This window comes from Lysobacter firmicutimachus (genome assembly GCF_037027445.1).
Taxonomy (GTDB): domain Bacteria; phylum Pseudomonadota; class Gammaproteobacteria; order Xanthomonadales; family Xanthomonadaceae; genus Lysobacter; species Lysobacter firmicutimachus.
On sequence record NZ_JBANDL010000002.1, the window covers coordinates 715,646 to 732,122 of the forward strand.

The window sequence follows — 16,477 nt, forward strand, 5'->3', positions numbered from 1 at the left end:
TTCAACGCCCTTGAGCCGCCACCGGAGCCCGCCATGACCGCCGCCGACCGTACCGCCGATGCCGTCCGTGCCGAATTGGAGACCGTCCTGCGCTACGCGGTCGCGATCGGCGCCTTGCTGGTGCTGATGCTGCCGGCCGCGCGCGGCCATCACGGCACACTGGGCTGGCTGCCGCTGTGGCTGGTGGCGATGCCGGCGGTGGCCTGGTGGGCCCTGCACCGCTTCGCCCTGCCGTTGCGCCGCCGCCGTGCCGCCGACCCGGTCGCGGCCGGGTTGCGCCGGCGCCGCCGCGGCGCAGTCCCGGCCCGCCGCCGCGCCCGCGGGCCGGCCGGGGTCCGGGCCTGGCCGCGGGTCGCCTGAATCGCCGATTCCGGGCCGGTTCGCCCGGATGGGCCCGCCCGCGCGGCCTGACGCACCCGTCTTCCTCCTCCTCGCTCTCTTGTTCGAGCCCTTACGGCCCGCGTCTGCGGGCCGTTTTTTTGCCCGCGATCCGGCCCCGGCGCAGCGTCGGCCGCGGCCCGGCAACGCGCCAGACTGGGCAAGTCCCTACGTGACCTTGGACAGGGCAGAGGCCCGGGGGGCCTGTGCTAGCGTGGCGGCCTTCCTTTGTCCGGAGCCGTCATGTCCACGATGTCGCAGACCTGCCAGTCGTTGTTGTTCGCAGCGGGTCTCGCCGCCGCAACGGCCTCCGGCGCCGCCCACGCCAAGGAGTCCGCCGTGACCAGCCCCACCGCCGCCGATCCCCACGCCTGGCTCGAAGACGTCGACGGCCAGCGCTCGCTCGACTGGGTGCGCGCCCGCAACGCCAAGACCGAAGGCGAACTGGCCGCAAGCCCGCAGTTCAAGCAGCTCGAAGGGCAGATCCGCGCGATCCTCGACTCCGACGCCAAGATTCCCGGCGTGCAGAAGATCGGCGAGCACTACTACAACTTCTGGAAGGACGCGCAGCACCAGCGCGGCCTGTGGCGCCGCACCACCCTGGCCGAGTACCGCAAGGACAAGCCGCAGTGGGAGACGGTGATCGATCTGGACGCGCTCAACCGCGAAGAGGGCGAGCAGTGGGTCTGGCACGGCGCCGAATGCCTGCGGCCGGACTACCGCCGCTGCCTGATCGCGCTGTCGCGCGGCGGCTCCGACGCCGACGTCACCCGCGAGTTCGACCTGGTCGACAAGGCCTGGGTCAAGGACGGTTTCTACCGTCCCGAGGCCAAGGGCAGCCTGAGCTGGATCGACCAGGATCATGTCTACGTCGCCACCGATTTCGGCCCCGGCTCGATGACCACCTCCGGCTATGCGCGCACGGTCAAGCTGTGGAAGCGCGGCACGCCCATGGCCTCGGCCGCGCTGGTGTACGAAGGCCGCGACAGCGACATGATGATCGGCGCCTACCGCGACCACACCCCGGGCTTCGAACGCGACTTCGTCCAACGCACGCTGGCGTTCTACAACGATGAGCTGTACCTGCGCGGCGCCGACGGCAAGCTCAGCAAGATCGATCTGCCGAACTCGGCCAACAAGTACGCGCACCGCGAGTGGCTGATCGCCGAGCTGCGCGAGCCCTACGAAGCCGGCGGCAAGCGCTACAAGGCCGGCAGCCTGATCGCCGCGCGCTTCGACGACTTCCAGGCCGGCAAGCGCGAGTTCGTCAGCCTGTTCGAGCCGACCGACGCCACTTCGCTGGCCGGCGCGACCTGGACCCGCAACCACCTGGTGCTCAACGTCCTCGACGACGTCAAATACAAGCTCAGCGTGCTGACGCCGGGCGCGGGCGAGTGGAAGCGCAGCGAGTTCGTCGGCGCGCCGGCGTTCGGCACGATCATGGTCGGCGCGGTCGACGCCGACGAAAGCGACGCGGTCTGGCTCAGCGCCAGCGACTACCTGACCCCGAGCACCCTGGCCTTGGCCGACTACGGCAAGCAGCCGGAAACGCTCAAGACCATGCCGGCCTTCTTCGACGCGTCCAAGAGCGTGATCGAGCAGCACTTCGCCAAGAGCGAGGACGGCACCCGCGTGCCGTACTTCCTGGTCCGGCCGAAGGACCTGGCCTACGACGGCAAGGCGCCGACCATCCTGTACGGCTACGGCGGCTTCGAGATCTCGCTGACCCCGAACTACTCCGGCAGCATCGGCAAGGGCTGGCTGGAGAAGGGCGGCGTGTACGCGGTCGCCAACATCCGCGGCGGCGGCGAGTACGGCCCGCGCTGGCACCAGGCCGCGCTCAAGGCCAACCGGCACAAGGCCTACGAGGACTTCGCCGCGGTCGGCCGCGACCTGATCGCGCGCAAGATCACCAGCACTCCGCACCTGGGCGTGCAGGGCGGCAGCAACGGCGGCCTGCTCACCGGCAACATGCTGACCCAGTACCCGGACCTGTTCGGCGCGGTGGTGATCCAGGTGCCGCTGCTGGACATGAAGCGCTACAGCCACCTGCTGGCCGGCGCCTCGTGGATGGCCGAGTACGGCGACCCGGACAGCGCCGACTGGTCGTTCATCCGTACCTTCTCGCCCTACCACCTGTTCGACCCCAAGCGCAGCTACCCGCCGGTGCTGTTCACCACCTCGACCAAGGACGACCGCGTGCATCCGGGCCATGCCCGCAAGATGGCGGCGAAGATGCTCGAGGCCGGCAAGGACGTGCGCTACTACGAGAACATCGAAGGCGGCCACGGCGGCGCGGCCAACAACGCCCAGGCCGCGCACATGAACGCGCTGGCCTACACCTTCCTGTGGGAGCAGCTGTCGCAGAAGTGACCGCAGTCGCCGCCGCGGCGCGCGCCGCGGCGGCGCGGCGACTCGCGCCATTGCGTCTTTCGCGCCCGGACCCCATATGAAACCGACCCTGTTCACGCTTGCGGCCACGCTCCTGATGACCACCACCCTTTCCGCCACCGCCGCCGGTCTGCCGGCCCCGCCCGATGCGGCCAAGAAGCCGTTCACGGTCAAGGCGCCGCACGGCGCCCAGCGCGGCGACGAGTACTACTGGCTGCGCGACGACAAGCGCAAGAACCCGGAGATGCTGGCCTATCTCAATGCCGAGAACGCCTACGTCGACGCTTACATGAAGCCGCTCAAGCCGGTCGAGGACGCGCTGTACGGCGAGATCGTCGGCCGGATCAAGCAGGACGACAGCTCGGTGCCGTACCGCGAACGCGGCTACTGGTACTACAGCCGCTTCGAGACCGGCCAGGACTATCCGATCCACGCCCGCCGCAAGGGCAGCATGGAGGCCGCCGAGGAGATCCTGCTCGACGTCAACCTGATGGCCAAGGACAAGGGCTACTTCAGCGTCGGCGACTACGCGGTGACCCAGGACAACCAGATCCTGGCCTGGGCCGACGACGCGGTCGGCCGCCGCCAGTACACCGTGCGCTTCAAGAACCTCGCCACCGGCGAGGTCTACCCCGACGTCATCGAAGGCGTATCGCCGAACCTGGTTTGGGCCGACGACAACAAGACCCTGTTCTACGTCGAGAACGACCCCGAGACCCTGCTCACCGTACGGGTCAAGAAGCACGTGCTCGGCACCCCGGCGACCAGCGACATCGTGGTCTACGAGGAAAAGGACGACAGCTTCTACATGGGCATCGACCGCAGCCGCGACGACGCCTACATCTGCATCAGCGTGCACAGCACGGTGTCCAGCGAGTTCCGCTGCGCGCCGGCGGCCGACCCGAAGGAATTCTTCGTCCTGGCCCCGCGCGAGCGCGACGTCGAGTACGACGCCGATCATCTGGGCGGCCGCTGGGTGATCCGCACCAATGCGCCCGGCGCCGACGGCAAGCCGGCGCCGAACTTCAAGCTGGTCACTGCCGCCGACGGCGCACGTTCGCGCAAGGAGTGGCAGGACTGGGTCGCGCACCGCGACGACGTGTTCATCGAAGGCTTCGAACTGTTCGACGGCTTCACCGCGATCGCCGAGCGCTCCAACGCGCTCGAGCGCCTGCGCCTGCTCGACCGCGACGGCAAGGAGGAGTTCGTCAAGGCCGACGAGCCGGCGTTCTCGATGGGCCTGTCGACCAACTCCGAGCACGATACGGAGTGGCTGCGCTACACCTACACCTCGATGACCACGCCGGCCACGACCTACGAGCTCAACACCCGCACCGGCGAGCGCAAGCTGCTCAAGCGCCAGCCGGTGATCGGCTACGATCCCGAGCAGTACGTCACCGAGCGCTTCTGGGCGACCGCCCGCGACGGGGTCAAGATCCCGGTGTCGCTGGTGTATAAGAAGGGCTTCGAGAAGAACGGCCGGGCGGCGATGCTGCAGTACGCCTACGGCAGCTACGGCTCCTCGACCGATCCGGGCTTCAACAACGCGGTGGTCAGCCTGCTCGACCGCGGCATGGTCTACGCCATCGCCCACATCCGCGGAGGCCAGGAGCTGGGCCGCAAGTGGTACGACGACGGCAAGCTGTTCCGCAAGAAGAACACCTTCACCGACTTCGTCGACGTCACCGAGCAACTGGTCGAGGCCGGCTACGCCGCGCCGGACCGGGTCGCGGCCTACGGCGGCAGCGCCGGCGGCCTGCTGATGGGCGCGATCGCCAACATGGCGCCGGACCGCTACCGCGCGATCCTGTCGCAGGTGCCGTTCGTCGACGTGGTCACCACCATGCTCGACCCGAGCATTCCGCTGACCACCAACGAATACGACGAGTGGGGCAACCCGGAAAAGAAGGACTACTACGACTACATGCTGTCGTACTCGCCCTACGACAACCTGAAGGCGCAGGACTACCCGGCGATGTTCGTCGGCACCGGCCTATGGGACTCGCAGGTGCAGTACTGGGAACCGGCCAAGTACGTGGCGCGCCTGCGCGACCTGGACACCGGCAAGCAGCCGGTGCTGTTCCGCACCAACATGGAAGCCGGCCACGGCGGCAAGTCGGGCCGTTTCCGCCGCTTCCGCGAGCAGGCCGAGATGTACGCCTTCATGCTCGACCAACTGCAGGTCGGCGGCCCGGCGGCGCGTTGAGCGCCGCTCCGGCGATGCCACGACGCCCGGCCCTGCGGCCGGGCGTCGGCGTTTACGGGCCGCGCCGCCGTAGCGCAAGGCTTGAAACCGCGCCGCATCCGCGCCATGTGATCCGCTCCCGTCGCCGACCGCATACTGTCCGCATGCCCTTGCCGCCGCCCTCCGCTGAGCCCAAGCCCGAGTCCGGGGCCGGCCGGGCGCGCGACGGGCACGTCGCGCCGGCGCGGCGGCGCTGGCGCTGGGCCTGGTGGCTGCTGGCCTACGCGAGCCTGGGCCTGGGCATCGTCGGCATCGTCGTGCCGGGCTTGCCGACCGTGCCCTTCGTGCTGCTGTCCGCGTTCGCCGCCGCGCGCGGCTCGCAGCGGCTGCACGCGCGGCTGCACGCCGACCCGCGCTTCGGGCCGATGATCCGCGACTGGGAGGCCTATGGCGCGGTCGGCCGCCGGGCCAAGCGGCTGGCGACGACGATGATGGCGGCGTGCGCGGTCATCATGTTCCTGACCGCGCCCCAATGGTGGATGGCCGCGACCGGCACGGCAATCATGACCGTCGTCGCGATCTGGCTGTGGCGGCGCCCGGAGCCGCCCCCGCGTTGAGTCGCCCAGCGCTGCAGGCAGCGACATGGGTCACGGTGCGCCGCGGCCGCCGCAGCTGAACCCGCGCAACCGGCTGGTCCTGCAGCCGGAGCGGATGGGTTCGTTTCCGTCGTTTCTGCGGGCTACACTTCGGCTCATGAATGCACGCCTCGCTACGCCGTTCCTCCTGTCCGCGCTGACCCTGTCCCTGACCGCCTGCGGCAACAAGGGCCCGCTGGTCCTGCCGACCCAGCCCGCGCCGCAGGAAGCGCCGCCGACCAAGCCCGGCGAAGTGCCGGTGACGATTTCCAACGCCAACGACCCGCCGGTCGCGACCGATTCCAAGGCGCGCAGCTCGGTGCCGTCGCTGCCGCCGATCGATCAGGCCTTGCCGCCGCCGAAGACCGATGCCGACAAGGCCGACGCCGACCCGGCGCCGACTTCCGACAAGCCGGCCGAGCCGGTGCCCGGCGACGGACAAGGCGATGGCTAAGCCGACCGCGACCGCGAGCGGGCCGTTGCGCTTCAGCAAGATGCACGGCGCCGGCAACGATTTCGTCGTGCTCGACCTGCGCGGCGGCGAGCCCGCTCCGGACGCGGACCTGTGCCGCGCCCTGGCCGACCGCCACTTCGGCATCGGCTGCGACCAGATCCTGACCGTCGAAGCGCCGCTCAGCGAGGGCGCGGTGGCGTCCTATCGGATCTGGAACGCCGACGGCTCCGGCTCGCAGCAATGCGGCAACGGCGCGCGCTGCATCGCCGCCTGGCTGGTCCGCGACGGCGCCGCCGGCAGCGGCGCGTTCGCCGTCGACAGCCCGTCCGGCCGCCATGCGGTGGAGCCGCTCGGCGAGGGCCGCTTCCGCATCGACATGGGTTACCCCGATTTCGAGCCCGCGCGGATCCCGCTGCGCGGCTACGACGCGCCGCTGGACCAATACGTGGTCGACATCCACGACACCGTGATCGGCTTCGGCGCGGTGTCGATGGGCAATCCGCACGCGGTGATCGAGATCGACGATGTCGACGCCGCGCCGGTGGAAAGCATCGGGCCGCTGCTGCAATCGACCTCGGCCTTGCCGGAGTCGGCCAACGTTGGCTTCGCCCAGGTGGTCGCGCGCGACCGCATCCGCCTGCGCGTGTACGAGCGCGGCGTCGGCGAGACCCTGGCCTGCGGCAGCGGCGCCTGCGCCGCGGCCGCGGTGCTGATGCGGCGCGGCCGCGTCGACCGCGACGTCGCGGTGGAACTGCCCGGCGGCGAATTGCGCATCGCCTGGAGCGGCGACGATACGCCGCTGTCGATGGCCGGCCCGGCGGCATTCGTGTTCGAAGGAGAGTGGAATCGATGAGCGACAGGTTCGCCGACAAGCCCGCCGACGCGCTCGGCGCGCACGAAGTGGCCAACTGGCTGCGCCGGCACCCGCGTTTCCTGCAGCAGTTTCCCGATCTGGCGATGAGCCTGGTGGTGCCGCGCGAAGAAGGTTCGGCCTCGTCGCTGGCGAGCTACCAACTGGAAGTGTTGCGCGACAAGAACCGCGAGCTGTCGCGGCGCCTGCAGGAGCTGTTCGGCAACGCCCAGGAGAACGAACGCCTGGCGGTGCGCACCCACCAGCTGACCCTGGCCCTGCTGCGCCAGGACAGCGCCGCCGATACGCTGCGGGCGATGGCCGCCAGCCTGGCGGAGGACTTCAACGGCGACTTGGTGCGGCTGGTGATCTTCAAGCCGGTCGAGGGCTTGAGCGACAGCGATTGGCTGCAACAGGTCGACGAAACCGACCCGCGCCTGCAGCCGTTCCGCGACGCCCTGGCCAGCGGCGAGCCGCTGTGCGGCCGGTTGCAGCCGGAGAAGCATGCGCTGCTGTACGGCGACCGCGCCGGCGACGTGCAATCCACCGCGCTGCTGCCGTTGCCCGGCACCGGCCTGATCGCGGTCGGCAGCCGCGACGCCAACCGCTTCTTCCCCGGCATGGGCACGTTGTTCCTGCGCATGATGGGTGAGTCGTTGGCGGTGGCGCTGAAGCGCTTCGGGTGAACCCCGGCGGCGACCGGTCGCGCTGACGGACGAGGGGTTCGGACCCTGTCATCAGACCCGGCCCAGCGAGCGGCATCGTACTGGGAGCAGCGCAAGCGCGAGATGCGTGCGTTCTGGGACGAGCGCCGGATCGAAGCGGCGCAGCGCTGCGATCGCCTGGTCGAAGAGTACGAGCGCGCCGTGGCGGCCGGGGACGAGGAACGGGCAGAGCTGCTGATCGACGTCGCCCTGTGGGAGGAATCCTCGCCGGGACGGGCGGCCTTGCAACGCCTGTTGGTATCGTCCGGACAGACGCGGCACCAGGCCATCGTGCGCAGCCTGCAGCTCGACGCCCACGCGTCCAGCGTGCCGTTCCTGCGCCGCGCGTTCGACGAAGGCCTGCCGCGCATGCGGGAGTGCAGCTGCTCCGAGCCCGGCGCGATCGCCAAGTGGTTCGGTCATGCCTTCGCCGATATCGGCACGCCCGAGGCGATCGCCGCATTGCGGCACTACGCGCTTTCGCATCCGGAGCCGGACGTGCGCGAGGAGATGCGCTATCGGCTGGGCAAGCTGAATCGCGAGCCCGATCGCTGACGGCGCGGCGCCGGCTGCGCTCGACATCGGCCGGGTCCGGTCGCAAGATGCGGCCGACGACGGCGTCCGCCGTCGTGGAGCGCCCGCCAACGTGTCCGTCGCCGCCGTCGAAGCCTTTCTCGCCCATCTGCAAGTCGAGAAGCGCATGTCCGCGCACACCCTGGACGCCTACCGCCGCGACCTGGACGCGCTGAGCCAGTGGAGCGAACGCCAGCGCGGCGATGGCGACGTGCTGGCGCTGCAGGCCGAGGACTTGCGCGGCTTCATCGCCGCCGAGCATCGCCGCGGCCTGACTCCGAAAAGCCTGCAACGGCGCCTGTCGGCCTGCCGCAGTTTCTACGGCTGGCAAGTCAAGCAAGGCGCGCTGGCGGCCAGCCCGGCGGCGGCGATACGCGCGCCCAAGGCGCCGCGCAAACTGCCGCAGGTGCTGGACCCGGACGAAGCCAAGGCCCTGGTCGAAGTGCCGACCGATGCGCCGCTGGGTTTGCGCGACCGCGCCTTGCTGGAGCTGTTCTATTCCTCGGGCATCCGGCTCAGCGAGTTGTGCGCGCTGCGTTGGCGCGACCTCGATCTCGGCGACGGTTTGGTCACGGTGCTGGGCAAGGGCAGCAAGCAGCGCAGCGTGCCGCTGGGCTCGTACGCTGCGGCCGCGCTGCGCGAATGGCGCGCCTCGACCGGCGCCGGCAACGAAGCGCCGGTGTTTCCCGGCCGCGGCGGCGGCCCGATCACGCCGCGCGCGATCCAGTTGCGGATCCGTCAATTGGCGCAACGCCAGGGCTTGTTCAAGCGCGTGCATCCGCACTTGCTGCGGCATTCCTTCGCCAGCCACATCCTCGAATCTTCCGGCGACCTGCGCGGCGTGCAGGAATTGCTGGGCCATGCCGACATCGCCACCACCCAGATCTACACCCATCTGGACTACCAGCATCTGGCCAAGGTCTACGACGCGGCGCATCCGCGGGCCAAGCGCAAGAGCGACGACTGAGCGCAGGGGCGTGGGAGGCCGCCGGGCAAGGCTCGGCTTTCGTTCGCTACGCGTTCCTGCGCGCTGTTTTTCGCAGCAACTGTGCAAGCGTGATCGCGTCGTCACTATCGGCGAGCGGGACGCGGGCGGCGGGAACTAATATCTCGCACCTCTCGGGCAAACCAAGGAACGGTGCGATGCAAACGATATTGGCGGTAGTGCTGGCGATGGGTGCGGCGGCGAACGCACCGGCGACGAGCGCGCCGGCGGCGAAGCAGACGCCAGCGCGGGAAAGCTACGGCCTGGCCGGCGGCCGGGACCGGGTCGGCTGCGTCATGACCCACCGCAAGATCAAACGGTTCCCCGTGGCGGTGAGCATCCTCAGCCCGGGGCCGGCGTACGAAGAGTCGCCGCCGCTGCGCGGACAGGTCGTGTCGGCGCTGTCCAAGCCGTGCAAACAGCTGGAGAACGCCAGCGTGGAGCCCGACGAGCCGGCGGCGAAAGCCTATGCCGTGCGCCTGGACAAGACGCCGTCCGAAGAGGACAGCTACTGGACGGGCATGATCGCGTTCGACGGCGCGGCGCCTGCGTCCCTGCGCACGTGCGGCAGCCGCGAAGGCATTCATTTCACCGCCTGGAAGGGCAAGCCGCTGCGCAGCGCGCGCCTGTGGCACGCCTACTACTACCTCGATTACGAAGCCGAACCCGACGCCGAAACCCGGTGCCGTCAGCGCGACTACGCCGAGTGAACGCGGTCCGGGAGCGGCGCGGCCGCTCCCGGCTCGGGGCTTGAACCGGCCGGGGCCAGCCCCACTTCGGGAGAGTTATCCCGGAGCCCGCCATGGACCCCAGCCAAAATCCCCACGTTTTCCACGCCACCACGATTGTGTCGGTCCGTCGCGACGGCCATGTCGCCGTCGCCGGCGACGGCCAGGTCACGCTCGGCCACACGGTGATGAAGGGCAATGCGCGCAAAGTGCGCCGCCTCGGCCGCGACGGCCAGGTCCTCGCCGGTTTCGCCGGTGCCGCCGCCGACGCTTTCACCCTGTTCGAACTGTTCGAAGCCAAGCTCGAGAAGCACGGCCAACTGACCCGCGCCGCGGTCGAGCTGGCCAAGGATTGGCGCACCGAGCGCCGCCTGGGCAAGCTCGAAGCCCTGCTCGCGGTCGCCGACAAGGAAACTTCGCTGATCATCAGCGGCACCGGCGACGTGATCGAGCCTGAAGACGGCATCATCGCGATCGGCTCCGGCGGCATGTACGCCCTGTCCGCCGCCCGCGCGCTGCTCGCCCACACCCGGCTCGACGCCCGCACCATCGCCACCGAAGCCATCGGCATCGCCGGCGACGTGTGCATTTATACGAATCGCAACGTGGTGGTCGAGGAGCTTTGAGCCGGGATCGGGCATTCGGGATTCGGGATTCGCAAAGCGTCTTCCGCCCAATGCCGTCCGCTCGCTCCTCCAATCCCGAATCCCCAATCCCGAATCCCGCACAAAAATGAAACCCGACAACTCCCACGCCACCATGACCCCGCGCGAGATCGTGCAGGAGCTGGATCGTCATATCGTCGGCCAGCATTCGGCCAAGCGCGCGGTCGCGATCGCGCTGCGCAACCGTTGGCGCCGCATGCAGCTCGCCGACGACCTGCGCAACGAGGTCATGCCCAAGAACATCCTCATGATCGGTCCGACCGGCGTGGGCAAGACCGAGATCGCGCGGCGTCTGGCGACGTTGGCCAACGCGCCGTTCGTCAAGGTCGAAGCCACCCGTTTCACCGAAGTCGGTTACGTCGGCAAGGACGTCGAGCAGATCGTGCGCGACCTCGCCGATACGGCGGTGAAGCTGTATCGCGAGCAGGCCAAGGCGCGCATGCGCACCCAGGCCGAGGACCGCTCCGAGGACCGCATCCTCGACGCGCTGCTGCCCAAGCGCGTGCCGGGCGGCTTCGGCTTCGGTTCGGAAACTCCCGCGCAGGACACCAGCGCGCCGGACAGCGACACCCGCGCCAAACTGCGCAAGCAGCTGCGCGCCGGCGAGCTGGACCATCGCGAGATCGAGATCGAAACCGCGGTCAATGTCGGTGTCGACATCATGGCGCCGCCGGGCATGGAGGAAATGGGCCAGCAGCTGCGCCAGATGTTCTCCCAGGTCGCCGGCGGCAAGACCCACAAGAAGCATTTGACGATCAAGGCCGCGCGTCCGCAGTTGATCGAAGAGGAAGCGGCCAAGCTGGTCAACGAAGACGAGATCCGCCAGGCCGCGATCGAGGCCTGCGAGCAGCACGGCATCGTGTTCATCGACGAGATCGACAAGGTCGCCAAGCGCAGCGAAGCCGGCGCGGTCGGCGGCGACGTCAGCCGCGAAGGCGTGCAGCGCGACTTGCTGCCGCTGGTGGAAGGCTCCACCGTCAGCACCAAGTACGGTCCGGTCAAGACCGATCACATCCTGTTCATCGCGTCCGGCGCGTTCCATCTGGCCAAGCCCAGCGACCTGATTCCGGAGTTGCAGGGCCGCTTTCCGATCCGGGTCGAACTGGGCGCGTTGAGCAAGGACGATTTCGTCCGCATCCTGACCGAGCCCAAGGCGGCGCTGACCACGCAATACGTGGAGCTGCTGAAGACCGAGGGCGTCGAGCTGAAGTTCAGCGCCGAGGCGGTGGACCGTCTCGCCGAGATCGCCGCGCAGGTCAACGAGCGCCAGGAAAACATCGGCGCGCGCCGTTTGCACACCGTGCTGGAGCGGCTGCTCGATACGTTGAGCTATGAGGCGCCGGACCGCGACGGCCAGGCGGTGACGATCGACCGCGCCTATGTCGACCTGCACCTGGGCGAGTTGGTGCAGGATCCGGATCTGAGCCGCTACATCCTGTAAGGCGGGCGGCGGCCCTCACCCCGACCCCTCTCCCGCCAGCGGGAGAGGGGGTTAGCGCGTGGTCTCACCACCGCAACCGCTCCCTCTCCCGCTGGCGGGAGAGGGCTGGGGTGAGGCCAAGCGAGAGGTCTTTCCGACCGTCCCCGCGACCCGAGCGCTCTGCTACCGTGTCGCCCCATGGACGAACCCGCTTCCGACCGCGCGCCACGGACCGACGCGACTGCGCCGAAAACCGTACTCGTTATCGGCGCCAACGGCTTTCTCGCCGGCTATCTGATCGCCGCCCTGCGCCGCCACGGCTGGCGGGTGCTGCGCGGCATCCGCGATACGCCCCGCGCGCTGCGCGAGGACGAACGTCGCGCCGACCTGGCGCGCATGACCTCGCCGCAGGACTGGCGCGAGACCTTGCGCGGCGTCGATGCGGTGGTCAACGCCGCCGGCATCTTGCGCGAAACCGGCGCCCAGACCTTCCAGGCCATCCACGTCGACGGCCCGCTCGCGGCGGCCCAGGCCTGCGTCGACCTGAGGGTGCCGCGCTTCGTCCAACTGTCCGCGCTCGGCGAGCCGGCCGACGGGGAATTTATCGCTTCCAAGCACCGTTTCGACGATGCGCTGCTGCGACTGCCCTTGACTGCGGTGGCGTTGCGTCCGTCGGTGGTCTATGCCGCGTCCGGCTCGTATGGCGGCACGTCGCTGTTGCGCGCGCTGGCCGCGTTTCCCGGCCGGCAACTGCTGCCCGGCGACGGGCGCTGGCCCTTGCAGCCGGTCGCGGCCGAGGACCTGGGCGAAATCGCCGCGCGCGCCGCCGGGGGAACCCAGCACGGCGTTTACGACGTCGGCGGGCCACAGCCCTTGAGCCTGCGCGAGTACCAGGCGACCTGGCGACGCTGGCTGCGCATCGAAGGCCACGGCGCAGTCGCTTTCCCCGAGTCGCTGGTGAGCCTGCAGGTCGCGATCGGCGAACGGCTGGGCCGTGGCCCGGTCGGCGAAACCATGTGGCGCATGCTCCGTCGCGGCAACGTCGCCCGGCCGGACGCGCACGCACGCTTGCAGGCCGACTTCGGCCATGCGCCGGCGGCCCTGGCCGAAGCGCTGGCGACAACGCCGAGCCAGGTCCAGGATCGTTGGCAGGCGCAGCTGTATTTTCTCGCCCCGATGCTGCGCGTCGCCGTCGTCGCGTTGTGGCTGATCTCGGCCGCCGCCGGCTGGCTGACGCCGGCGGCGACGATCGAGGCCATGGTCGCCGACTCGCCCTTGCAGCATTGGCAGCCGGTGGCGCTGGCGCGGGTCGCCGCCGGCCTGGACGCGATCCTGGGGCTGGCGTTGTTGCTGGGCTGGCGGCCGCGACTGGTGTTGGGATTGATGGGGCTCAGCGTGCTCGCCTACACCGCGGCGTTCGGCGCGCTGTTGCCGGGGCAATGGCTGGATCCGCTGGGCGGCCTGGCCAAGAATCTGGTGCTGCTGCCGGCGCTGGCGGTGGCCTGGGTGTTGGCGGACCGGAGATAGACGATGGCGTACCTGTGGGTGAAGTGGATTCACATCCTGTCCTCGACGCTGTTGTTCGGCACCGGCCTGGGCATCGCCTTCTTTTTCTGGATCGCGCACCGCCGCGGCGATCCCAAGGTCATCGCCGAGACCGCGCGCACCGTGGTCATCGCCGACGCCTGCTTCACCGCGCCGGCGGTGCTGGTGCAGTTCGGCACCGGCGTGTGGCTGGCGCTGCACCTGGGCATTCCGTGGTCGCTGTTCTGGCTCAAGACCGCGCTGATCCTGTTCTTCGTGGTCGGCGCCTGCTGGCTGCCGGTGCTGTGGCTGCAGGCCCGCGCGCGCCGGCTGGCGGCGCAGGCCGCGGCCGCGAACGCGCCGCTGCCGGCGAGCTATCGCCGCACGATGGTCTGGTGGTTCTGGCTGGGCTGGCCGGCGTTCCTGAGCGTGATCGCGATCTTCTGGCTGATGGTGGTCAAGCCAACCGCAGCGATGTAGCTCCGCCGGTCTAGCCGAAGTCAGGAACCTCAAGCGCTAAAGCGCAGAACATCGCACTCGCCGCGCCATCGGTCGTACCCGCGCAGCCCTCCCGCATCTGAGTCGGCGCCAAGCGCCTCACCCTCTACCGCTCACCCCCGAGCCCGCCGCTGCAAAATCACCCCTACCGCCGGAAACTCGTCGCTCCCCGCCAAGCGCCCGGGTCGCCGCTCGATCTCTACGAAGCCTTCCGAGCGGTACAGCGCGATCGCCGGCTCGTTGCCTTGCAAGGCCTGGGTCGAGATCACCGGGCCGGAGCAGGCGATGGCGTGACGCAGCAGTGCGCGGCCCACGCCCTGGCGGTAGCTGTCGGGGTCCACGTACAGCCAGTTGAGCGACTTGGGCTGGAAAGCGACGAAGCCGCGCACCACGCCTTCGACTTCGGCCACGTCGAGGCGGCCGTCGAACAGGCCCTCGCTGTGCGCGGTGCGGGCCAGGCTGCGGAACGCCGCGACGTCGGCGCAGCGTTGCAGTTCGTCGAGCCGGGCGCGGTCGTGGATGTGGCACAGGCGCGGCCAGTCGCTGAGCTGGTAGGCGCGGATCGACAACGGGACGGGAACGGCGACCATGTGTTGCGATTCTGCGCTTGCGCACCGGGCTTGCCCAGTGACGCAAGCGAGCGCGCGGACCGGCCAGCGTCCGCGCCCGGCGCGGTTCACATGTTCGCCGGTACGCGGCGGATCAGGCATACGGCTTCGCGCGCGCCGCCGGGGCGGGGACGGTAGATGCCGACGTAATCGCGCGATGGCGTGCCTGCGCTCGCCAGCGCGACATAGGTCGTCCCGTCGTAGCGGAACGGCAGTGCGGTGGTGTAGCGGGTGCGGAAGAACTCGTCGCCACCGGCGATGCCGGGCAGCGGCGCCGGCACCGATTGCGTCGGGGGACGGCGATCGCTCCACTCCGGATGGCGCAGATCGTCGCACTGCGACAAGGCCGGGCGCGCGGCGTCCCACTGGCAGGGAACCGCGTGGATCGCATCCGTGCCGTCGGCGGCAACGAAGCTCTCGGCCGAGGCGCCGGACAGCACCAGCATCGGCGCGTAGTACCAGCCGCCCTGGCCGTCGCTGGCGCTGGAATAGACGCGGTCGATGCGACCGTCGTTGTCGAAATCGAATTCGTCCACGCGGGCGCCGCCGTAGGCGAAGCCCAGCCCGCCGGGCAGAACGGCGTTGGCCTGGCGGTCGCCGGCGTTAAGCCGCTGGATCGGGCCGGGCGACGGTCGCCGGACGAAGGCGTCGAACGCCGACCACGAGGCCGCCAGTTCGCGCTCGACTTCGGCGCAGACCGGGCCGCGGTCGAGCAGCCGTTCCAGGCGGCCCGGCGCCGGGCCGGGTGCGTCCGGCGGATACTCGATCGTATCGACCGGCAGCGAGCTCAGCGTCTGGTCGGGGCCGGACCAGCCCGCGCAACCGTCCGGCTTGCTGCAGTCGTAGACGATCTCGCCTTCGAGCCGATAGCTCCACGGCGCCGATGCGGTCTCGCAGCGTTCGCGCACGCTGTGCCCGCCGATCAGCTTGCGCCCGTCTACCCACATCGAAAAACGCGTGGCGGCGTCGGCGTTGCACGATCCGAGCAGCGGTCCGGATTCCTGCTGCAGGCGCACGCGCAGCGTGCGTCCGCTGGCGAAGCGGCATTCGCCGGTCTGGCCCGCAGCCAGGGCCAGGCTGCGCGGCCGGTCGAGGTCGCCGGCGGCGAAGCGTTCCACCTGCGCTTGCGCGCAGCCGCCGCGGGCGGGCAGTTCGGTGCGGACCAGAGTGGCCTTGGCGCCGTCGTCGGCCTGAAGGCAGATCAGCGCGACTTCGGCGGTGCGGCCGCAGGCCGGGGCCTGCGCGGCGGCCGGCGCGGCGGCCAGCGCCAGCAGGGGCCATAGAGCGGTGGGATGCATGGAAACTCCTTTTCCGTTGCGGACGGCGAGGGCTCAGTCCTCGCCGATGTCCTCGTTCCAGACCTCGGGGTTCGCGGCGATGTAGCCGCCGAGCAGATCGATGCATTCCGGGTCGGCCAGATCGATCACGTTGACGCCGGCTTCGCGCAGCCAGTCGACGCCGCCCTGGAAGTTGACCGATTCGCCGACCACCACGGTGCCGATGTTGAACTGCCGCACCAGGCCGCTGCAGTACCAGCACGGCGCCAGGGTGGTAACCATGATGGTGTCGCGGTAGCGGCGTTGGCGGCCGGCCTTGCGGAAGGCGTCGGTCTCGCCGTGCACCGAGGGGTCGCCTTCCTGGATGCGGCGGTTGTGGCCGCAGCCGAGCAGGCGGCCGTCGTTGTGGTACAGCGCCGCGCCGATCGGAATGCCGCCCTCGGCCAGGCCTTGGCGGGCTTCGGCGACGGCGGTGGCGAGCAGAGCGCGGTAGTCGGGGGTGGCGATCATGCGGAACTCCTGTGCGTATCGCTGCGCAGTCTGGCGCGCCGCCGCGCCCGGGTCGAGGGCCGGCGAACCCTTTTGCGCCATAGCGGCCTCTT

General features: G+C 69.9%; 17 protein-coding genes. 14 read left to right on the top strand and 3 right to left on the bottom strand.

Features of this window, described 5'->3' with window-relative positions:
* The first annotated feature begins 33 nt into the window (after positions 1-33).
* From V2J18_RS03030 to V2J18_RS03095, 14 genes are all read left to right on the top strand, one after another.
* Positions 34-360 carry a hypothetical protein gene (locus tag V2J18_RS03030; protein ID WP_425605931.1) on the top strand — a complete coding sequence of 109 codons (327 nt, stop codon included), beginning with the start codon at positions 34-36 and terminating at the stop codon, positions 358-360.
* A gap of 270 nt (positions 361-630) precedes the next feature.
* The gene (locus V2J18_RS03035; protein WP_336133044.1) at positions 631-2,751 is read left to right on the top strand and encodes a prolyl oligopeptidase family serine peptidase; all 2,121 of its coding nucleotides are present in this window, start codon (positions 631-633) and stop codon (positions 2,749-2,751) included.
* Between the two features lie 76 nt (positions 2,752-2,827).
* Positions 2,828-4,975 (top strand): S9 family peptidase, encoded by a 2,148-nt coding sequence (locus V2J18_RS03040; RefSeq protein ID WP_336130928.1) that lies wholly within the window; start codon positions 2,828-2,830, stop codon positions 4,973-4,975.
* A 143-nt stretch (positions 4,976-5,118) separates the two neighbouring features.
* On the top strand, positions 5,119-5,571 hold the full coding sequence (locus tag V2J18_RS03045) for a YbaN family protein (protein ID WP_336130929.1): 453 nt from the start codon (positions 5,119-5,121) through the stop codon (positions 5,569-5,571).
* Between the two features lie 136 nt (positions 5,572-5,707).
* The gene (lptM, locus tag V2J18_RS03050) at positions 5,708-6,043 is read left to right on the top strand and encodes an LPS translocon maturation chaperone LptM (RefSeq protein ID WP_064749731.1); all 336 of its coding nucleotides are present in this window, start codon (positions 5,708-5,710) and stop codon (positions 6,041-6,043) included.
* On the top strand, positions 6,036-6,896 hold the full coding sequence (gene dapF, locus V2J18_RS03055) for a diaminopimelate epimerase (protein ID WP_064749732.1): 861 nt from the start codon (positions 6,036-6,038) through the stop codon (positions 6,894-6,896). The genes lptM and dapF overlap by 8 nt, the downstream gene beginning before the upstream one ends.
* Positions 6,893-7,579, top strand: coding sequence for a DUF484 family protein (locus V2J18_RS03060; protein WP_064749733.1), 687 nt, complete (start codon positions 6,893-6,895; stop codon positions 7,577-7,579). Before dapF ends, V2J18_RS03060 begins: the two co-directional genes overlap by 4 nt.
* A 102-nt stretch (positions 7,580-7,681) precedes the next feature.
* On the top strand, positions 7,682-8,152 hold the full coding sequence (locus V2J18_RS03065; protein ID WP_336130931.1) for a hypothetical protein: 471 nt from the start codon (positions 7,682-7,684) through the stop codon (positions 8,150-8,152).
* 145 nt (positions 8,153-8,297) lie between these two features.
* Positions 8,298-9,137 (top strand): tyrosine recombinase XerC, encoded by an 840-nt coding sequence (gene xerC, locus V2J18_RS03070; protein ID WP_425606095.1) that lies wholly within the window; start codon positions 8,298-8,300, stop codon positions 9,135-9,137.
* A gap of 176 nt (positions 9,138-9,313) precedes the next feature.
* The gene (locus V2J18_RS03075) at positions 9,314-9,865 is read left to right on the top strand and encodes a hypothetical protein (RefSeq protein WP_336130933.1); all 552 of its coding nucleotides are present in this window, start codon (positions 9,314-9,316) and stop codon (positions 9,863-9,865) included.
* Positions 9,866-9,957: 92 nt separating this feature from the next.
* A complete protein-coding gene (gene hslV, locus V2J18_RS03080) occupies positions 9,958-10,509 on the top strand; it encodes an ATP-dependent protease subunit HslV (protein WP_064749737.1) in 552 nt (183 codons plus the stop codon).
* 106 nt (positions 10,510-10,615) lie between these two features.
* The gene (hslU, locus tag V2J18_RS03085; protein ID WP_425605932.1) at positions 10,616-11,989 is read left to right on the top strand and encodes an ATP-dependent protease ATPase subunit HslU; all 1,374 of its coding nucleotides are present in this window, start codon (positions 10,616-10,618) and stop codon (positions 11,987-11,989) included.
* Positions 11,990-12,166: 177 nt separating this feature from the next.
* Positions 12,167-13,495, top strand: a complete 1,329-nt coding sequence (locus tag V2J18_RS03090) for a DoxX-like family protein (protein WP_336130934.1) — start codon at positions 12,167-12,169, stop codon at positions 13,493-13,495.
* A gap of 3 nt (positions 13,496-13,498) precedes the next feature.
* Positions 13,499-13,972: a DUF2269 family protein gene (locus tag V2J18_RS03095; RefSeq protein ID WP_336130935.1), complete on the top strand. Its 474-nt coding sequence runs from the start codon at positions 13,499-13,501 to the stop codon at positions 13,970-13,972.
* Positions 13,973-14,103: 131 nt separating this feature from the next.
* On the opposite strand, the gene V2J18_RS03100 is transcribed toward V2J18_RS03095, so the two are convergent.
* The 3 genes from V2J18_RS03100 to V2J18_RS03110 all read right to left on the bottom strand — a co-directional run bounded on the left by V2J18_RS03100 (position 14,104) and on the right by V2J18_RS03110 (position 16,385).
* Positions 14,104-14,580, bottom strand: a complete 477-nt coding sequence (locus V2J18_RS03100) for a GNAT family N-acetyltransferase (RefSeq protein WP_064749740.1) — start codon at positions 14,578-14,580, stop codon at positions 14,104-14,106.
* 86 nt (positions 14,581-14,666) lie between these two features.
* Positions 14,667-15,896: a hypothetical protein gene (locus V2J18_RS03105; protein ID WP_336130936.1), complete on the bottom strand. Its 1,230-nt coding sequence runs from the start codon at positions 15,894-15,896 to the stop codon at positions 14,667-14,669.
* A 33-nt stretch (positions 15,897-15,929) separates the two neighbouring features.
* Positions 15,930-16,385 (bottom strand): nucleoside deaminase, encoded by a 456-nt coding sequence (locus V2J18_RS03110; protein WP_064749754.1) that lies wholly within the window; start codon positions 16,383-16,385, stop codon positions 15,930-15,932.
* Positions 16,386-16,477: the final 92 nt, after the last annotated feature.